General features: G+C 49.4%; 8 protein-coding genes and 1 rRNA gene. 8 read left to right on the top strand and 1 reads right to left on the bottom strand.

The features are described 5' to 3' along the window. Positions 1-92, top strand: a 23S ribosomal RNA gene (locus BLT35_RS22670); the annotation flags it as partial. 146 nt (positions 93-238) lie between these two features. On the opposite strand, the gene BLT35_RS22665 is transcribed toward BLT35_RS22670, so the two are convergent. After that, positions 239-775: a hypothetical protein gene (locus tag BLT35_RS22665; RefSeq protein WP_062410316.1), complete on the bottom strand. Its 537-nt coding sequence runs from the start codon at positions 773-775 to the stop codon at positions 239-241. A 175-nt stretch (positions 776-950) separates the two neighbouring features. Between BLT35_RS22665 and BLT35_RS22660 the strand changes: the two genes are divergently transcribed. The 7 genes from BLT35_RS22660 to BLT35_RS22630 all read left to right on the top strand — a co-directional run bounded on the left by BLT35_RS22660 (position 951) and on the right by BLT35_RS22630 (position 6,156). Then, positions 951-1,148, top strand: coding sequence for a sigma factor G inhibitor Gin (locus tag BLT35_RS22660; protein WP_062410317.1), 198 nt, complete (start codon positions 951-953; stop codon positions 1,146-1,148). A 102-nt stretch (positions 1,149-1,250) separates the two neighbouring features. Then, positions 1,251-2,738, top strand: coding sequence for an aminotransferase class I/II-fold pyridoxal phosphate-dependent enzyme (locus BLT35_RS22655; RefSeq protein ID WP_174351222.1), 1,488 nt, complete (start codon positions 1,251-1,253; stop codon positions 2,736-2,738). A gap of 12 nt (positions 2,739-2,750) precedes the next feature. Next, the gene (gene tmk / locus BLT35_RS22650; RefSeq protein WP_062410319.1) at positions 2,751-3,389 is read left to right on the top strand and encodes a dTMP kinase; all 639 of its coding nucleotides are present in this window, start codon (positions 2,751-2,753) and stop codon (positions 3,387-3,389) included. A gap of 119 nt (positions 3,390-3,508) precedes the next feature. Further along, positions 3,509-3,838: a cyclic di-AMP receptor DarA gene (gene darA, locus BLT35_RS22645; protein ID WP_062410320.1), complete on the top strand. Its 330-nt coding sequence runs from the start codon at positions 3,509-3,511 to the stop codon at positions 3,836-3,838. A 20-nt stretch (positions 3,839-3,858) separates the two neighbouring features. Next, positions 3,859-4,305 (top strand): YaaR family protein, encoded by a 447-nt coding sequence (locus BLT35_RS22640; RefSeq protein WP_062410321.1) that lies wholly within the window; start codon positions 3,859-3,861, stop codon positions 4,303-4,305. A gap of 67 nt (positions 4,306-4,372) precedes the next feature. Continuing rightward, complete coding sequence (gene holB, locus BLT35_RS22635) at positions 4,373-5,350, top strand: DNA polymerase III subunit delta' (protein ID WP_074729814.1); 978 nt, start codon at positions 4,373-4,375, stop codon at positions 5,348-5,350. Positions 5,351-5,352: 2 nt separating this feature from the next. Next, the gene (locus BLT35_RS22630) at positions 5,353-6,156 is read left to right on the top strand and encodes a PSP1 domain-containing protein (RefSeq protein WP_062410323.1); all 804 of its coding nucleotides are present in this window, start codon (positions 5,353-5,355) and stop codon (positions 6,154-6,156) included. Positions 6,157-6,182: the final 26 nt, after the last annotated feature.

The following is a 6,182-nucleotide window of genomic DNA, read 5'->3' as shown; positions in this document are numbered from 1 at the left end:
ACCCCTTGTAGACGACGAGGTAGATAGGTTCGGGGTGGAAGCACGGCAACGTGTGGAGCTGACGAATACTAATCGGTCGAGGGCTTATCCAAAAATGCACATGAAGATGATCAGCAGCTTGGTTTCGATCCAGTTTTCAGGGCGCAAGCGAAAAGCCATCGTTCAAATCACGAACGTTGGCTTTTTTTAATTCACTTATATCCAAAGGCCTAATGATATGGCTAAGGCGAACATCCCGCTATTGGGCATAGCAGGACGTGTCGTTATCATTAAGTTTCAAGTACCCGTTGGATCGATGTTTACGAAGCAGGAATAGCAGAAGGAGACGGGGAAGCAATAGCCAGATATGGATGAACAGCAGGTAAACCAAATACATAGGTGACATCCAGGGATAGAAGCATCCTATAATAATAAACACGATCCACAATGTGTGCAGATGAAGCCGGCAGGCTTTGGCCAATGCAATATAGCTATCGGGGACGTATCCCAGCCAAGGGAATCGCATAGACCACTTCCAAGTTTTGGGCGCATGTCTTTCTTTGGTCCGGAGCAGCAATTGAATGATAAAAGCGTGAAGGACGGGGACAACGACAATACCTGACAAGACGGCTGCGGGGTGAATCAGAAAAAAAGACAGCAGCGGAATAATGGCCGCAACAGGCCAGAACATATATGCAAAAAAAGGTTTATAATGTATCCTTTTGAGCAGACGATAGTGATAGATGGTTGAATCTTTGGACAAGCTTCTTTCATTAGGTTTATTGTAAGTATTCAAGGTCTGCATCCACCTGTCTATCGTATAATAAATCCAATACATATATCGGTAAGCTATAGTTAAATTATAAGGCAATACGCACAGGATAAGCATCGTTTACATAAAAATACTTCAGGACGGTTTATTCTTGAGAGAATCGGACATACTGATAGATAAAAGAATAGAGGTGATTGAAATGGGCGATGCGCTGCAGCACGAATGTACAGGACCCTGCATCATCTGCGGACTCTCTAAGGAACAAGGCATCATGATTATATCCGAATTTATATGTGACGATTGTGAGAAAGAGATGGTCAGAACGGATGTAAGCGACCCTAAATATCCTTTTTTCATACATCAGATGAAACAAATTATTTATAAAAAAAATGCGTGAACCTTTGCGCGAACCGGCTCATTTTATCTTGAACAAGGATGGAAGCGGGCTTTTTTGTTTGGTACAATACGTGTATTATCGGTTTGTGAAATGAGGATGTTCATGGGATTACATCATAGAGCACCGCTCTTCGAGAAGCTTGCCGCACATGCGCAAAGAAACGCGGTAAGCCTTCATGTACCTGGCCACAAATCCAGGTCAAAGGCATATTCAGGCGCTTGGGGACATTACGGCAGCGTACTGAACATCGATCTGACGGAAATTCCCGGACTGGATGATCTGCACCATCCGGAAGAGGCGATCAAAGAAGCTCAAGAATTGGCCGCGGATTGCTTTGGAGCGGAAGAAACGTTATTTCTTGTGGGCGGAAGTACGGCTGGAAATCTGGCGATGATCATGTCCGCATGCCGCCCCGGGGATCTTCTGCTCGTGCAGAGAGATGTACACAAATCGGTCATTCACGGGCTTACGCTGGCGGGAGCGCAGGCCGTTTTTATTACGCCCCAATGCGAGCGGCATTCCGGATTGACCATCGGACTTCGTGTCCCAGACGTGGAAGAAGCTCTGAAGCGCTATCCTGAGGCGAAAGGGCTGTTTGTTACGAATCCAAGCTATTACGGAATGGCGGCAGACCTTACTTCTCTGGCTCAGCTGCTGCATGGCCAAGGAAAGCTTCTGCTCGTAGATGAAGCGCATGGCGCTCATTTTGGCTTTCATCCGGCTTTGCCGTCATCGGCGCTGGCCGCGGGCGCGGATGCGGTGGTGCAGTCTACTCACAAAATGCTGACCGCCATGACCATGGGGGCCATGCTGCATGTGCAGGGTGAACGGCTTAACCGTCGTTTACTTCGGAAAGCGCTCGCCATGCTGCAGAGTTCGAGTCCTTCTTATCCGATTATGGCGAGTCTTGATGTAAGCCGGCGGTTGCTGGCGGAGCAGGGGACGGAGCTTCTGGAGCACGGACTGCAGATAATGAACGAGATTCGCAAGCGCCTCGCCGCGCAGCCACGTTGGAAGCTGTGGACGATGCCGGAGAGCCTGCGATCCGGGAACAGCTATAAACAGGATCCTTTCAAAATCGTGCTCAGCGATGCAAAAAATAGACTTTCAGGCTATTCCTTAAAGGAGCAGTTGGAGCTTCGTGGCTGTTATCCTGAATTGGCCGACCCGGAGCATGTGCTATGTGTATTCAGTATAGCCAGTACGCTCCGCGACGGGGAGCGTCTTATAGAAGCGCTCGCCGACATCGACAAGGCCGCAGGAGACTCTCCTTCATCGGAATTGGTTTGTACCAATGCGGAGAGCGAGGTATTGGAGGGGAGCATCTCTGAGCCTGTGTCTTTCGGTTGGGGACAGGAACATCATCATTCTTGTGAGGTTGACATGCTGCCGGTGGCCGAATGTGCAGGCCGTAGAGCGGCGGAAATGATCGTTCCCTACCCTCCGGGTATTCCGGTGTTGTATCCGGGAGAGAGGATTACGAAACAAGTGGCGGCCTACTTGGAGCGGCTTACGGTTTTCGGTTCCCGGTTTCACGGGTATGATGTGGCAAAATCCGGAAGAGTGCCGGTATATCAAGCTGGGGAATAAGGAGACGGGAACGTGAGACAAGGTTTTTTTATAACGGTGGAAGGCGGCGAGGGGGCCGGGAAAACCTCGGCGATCGGCGTGATTATAGATCAGGCAGCGGAGCATGGCTATGAGGTGGTATCGACTCGTGAACCGGGGGGAATTCCTATCGCGGAACATATCCGAGCGGTGATATTGGACAAAAGCCACACGGCTATGGATGCCCGTACCGAGGCGCTGCTTTATGCGGCGGCACGACGTCAGCATTTGACAGAAAAGGTCATTCCGGCTCTCCAAGCAGGTAAGGTGGTCATATGCGACCGGTTTATCGACAGCAGTTTGGCTTACCAAGGGTATGCCCGGGGGCTCGGAATAGATGATGTGCTGGCGATTAATCGATTCGCGATCGGAGAGTGGATGCCGGACCTTACTTTATTCATGGATGTGAGTCCGGAAACGGGGCTTGCCCGGATTCATGCAGATCAAGGGCGGGAGATCAACCGGCTTGATTTGGAATCCATGTCTTTTCACCATAAGGTCAGGGAAGGTTATCTGCAGCTGCTGGAGCGATTTCCGGATCGGATGATAAGATTGGATGCAGAGCAAGAGCTGGATGCCGTACACCGCGAGCTGAAACAAATCGTGAACCAATATCTCCCCAGAAGAGTATAATAAAACTGAAATAATATAAAATCGAGCCTATATTATATAATAGAAGGAATTGTTCAACCTCTTGTCTAATTATAAATGTAGGGACGCGGATCATTCATTTGGCAAAGGAGGCTGGATGTATGAAATTGGTTATAGCCGTTGTGCAGGACAAAGACAGCAATCGCTTGTCCAACGCATTGATTAAAGAAGGCTTTCGCGCTACGAAATTGGCAAGTACAGGCGGATTCTTACGTGCGGGAAACACGACGTTCATCATCGGTACGGAAGACGAACGGGTGAATGAAGCGCTGCAGATCATTAAAGAGAACTGCAAGATCAGGGAACAGGTGGTCACCCCGGTATCTCCGATGGGAGGAACAACGGATTCATACATTCCTTTCCCGGTCGAAGTTCAGGTGGGCGGAGCCGCGGTATTCGTGCTTCCGGTCGAACAATTTGAGCATTTTTAAGGAAAAAGGATGCGGACGATGTGAAAATTAACCCGGGCTGGCGGCCTTTCGGTAAAGAAATTATACGAAGCGAGAACAATTCGTCTCAGCAGCTTCAGCAAAAGTCGTTTAGCGATATGATGCAGCAGCAGGACCAAAGAGCTACCCGGGAGCAGCTTCAACGTATTTTGCAGCAAATTGAACACCAGGGGCAGCGGCTTGCCAAATCGATGACCGTCCGCGAGCTGCGGCAGTATAAGCTGCTGGTCAAGCAGTTTCTTGAGGAAACCGCGCGCCGCGGCGTACAGCTCCGTGAGACGCGAGGGTGGGATCGGCGAGGCAGAGGTAAACGGTATAAGCTTCTGGAGGAAATTGATCGGGAACTGCTTGGATTGGCCGAGGAGATGCTGGATAGTGAGCAAGGACGTATTGAGTTGCTCCGCAAAGTCGGTGAAATTCGCGGCATCCTGATCAATTTGTCTTTTTAGATCGGGGCTGCTCATCATAATGGCCTTGATAGAGGTTTTCTTATAACGGAAAGGAATAGAGACAGTCATGTCTTTTCAATCCATAGCAGGACAGGAACGTGTAAAACGTATTTTACAAAACAGTCTTCGAACGGATAAAATATCGCATGCCTATATTTTCACGGGGCCGTCCGGAACGGGACGAAGGGCGATGGCCAAAGCTTTTGCGCAAGCAATTTATTGTAAGGTGCTGCCCGATGATGCCTGCGGTGAATGCTTGGACTGCCGCAAGGTACTGCATGGAAATCATCCTGATTTGCACGAGGTGAAGCCGGAGGGGGCCTCAATTAAGATTGAGCAAATCCGGGAGCTTCAAAAGCAATTCGCTTACCGTGCCTCGGCTTCCGGAATCAAGATGTATATTATTGAGGAAGCCGAAAAAATGACGGTTCAGGCTGCGAACAGCTTGCTTAAATTTTTGGAAGAACCCGCATCCCAGGTTGTGGCCATTCTGATCACGGATAACGGACAAGCCCTGCTTCCGACAATCCGCTCCAGATCACAATGGATTCCCTTTGTGCCAATCGGCCGGAGTGAAATGCAAAAGGCGCTGCTTCAAGAAGGGCACCCGGCTGTCCTGGTGCAAGCCGCTGTGCATATGGCGGCGGGAACGGAAGCGGCTCGCGGGTTGATTCAAGGAAATGGGTTTGCAGAACTTCGAAATCTAGTGATACAATTAGTAAGGGAAAGTTTGACCCGGCTGCCCGCCGCTCTGCTGACCGCACAGCAGAAGCTGACGAAGGGCGAATTTTCCGAACAACTGCCAAAATTTATGGATATGCTTATTTTGTGGCTCAAGGATATGGTACAGCTTAGCTTGGGCAATAAGGACGGACTGATTTATTCCGATCAGGCCGATTGGATGTCGAAGCAAGCTTTGTCTTACCCGATCGAGCATTGGATCTACTGTCTCGAGCAGGCGGTAGAGACGCAGAAACGATTGCGGTTTCATGCCAATCCCCAGCTGGCGCTGGAAAATATATTTATGAAGCTTAAGGGGGTGTAGGATTGTTCTCCGTAGTAGGTGTTCGCTTCAAAAAAGCGGGTAAAATTTATTACTTTGACCCAAGTGATCTTCCGGTCGACCAAGATAGCGCCGTGATCGTAGAAACGGCTCGCGGTGTTGAATACGGTAAGGTTGTGATCGGTCGCAGGACGGTTGGAGAGTCCGATGTGGTTCTTCCGCTGAAGAAGGTTATCCGCATCGCTGACCATCAGGATGCCAAGCTGGTAGAGGATAACAAGCAGGCGGCCAATAATGCATTTACTATTTGCCAGGAAAAGATTAAGGATCATCAGCTTCGTATGAAACTGGTGGATGTTGAATATACATTTGACCGAAACAAAATAATTTTTTATTTTACGGCGGAAGGACGAGTTGATTTCCGAGAGCTGGTGAAGGATTTGGCCGGGATTTTCCGGACACGCATCGAGCTTCGCCAGATCGGTGTCAGGGACGAAGCCAAAATGCTGGGCGGCATCGGACCATGCGGACGCATCCTGTGCTGCTCTTCTTTCTTGGGGGATTTTGAGCCGGTATCGATCAAAATGGCTAAAGATCAAAACTTATCGCTCAACCCGACGAAAATATCCGGTCTTTGCGGACGATTAATGTGCTGCTTGAAATATGAGCATGATAATTATGAAAGTGCCAAGGACGACCTGCCCCGTGTCGGCAGTGAAGTGATTACATCGTTCGGAAACGGAAGGCTGATCTCCTTAAATGTATCCGAACGTATGGCTAAAGTACAGATTTTTGAACTCAAAAAAGTGATGGATCTTCCTTTGGATGATGTGGTGGAGCAGCTCTAAGCTATTCGCTGCTTCCGCGGCTTGAG

Source organism: Paenibacillus naphthalenovorans (assembly GCF_900099895.1).
Taxonomy (GTDB): domain Bacteria; phylum Bacillota; class Bacilli; order Paenibacillales; family NBRC-103111; genus Paenibacillus_G; species Paenibacillus_G naphthalenovorans.
This window is presented reverse-complemented; position numbering and strand designations above follow the sequence as displayed.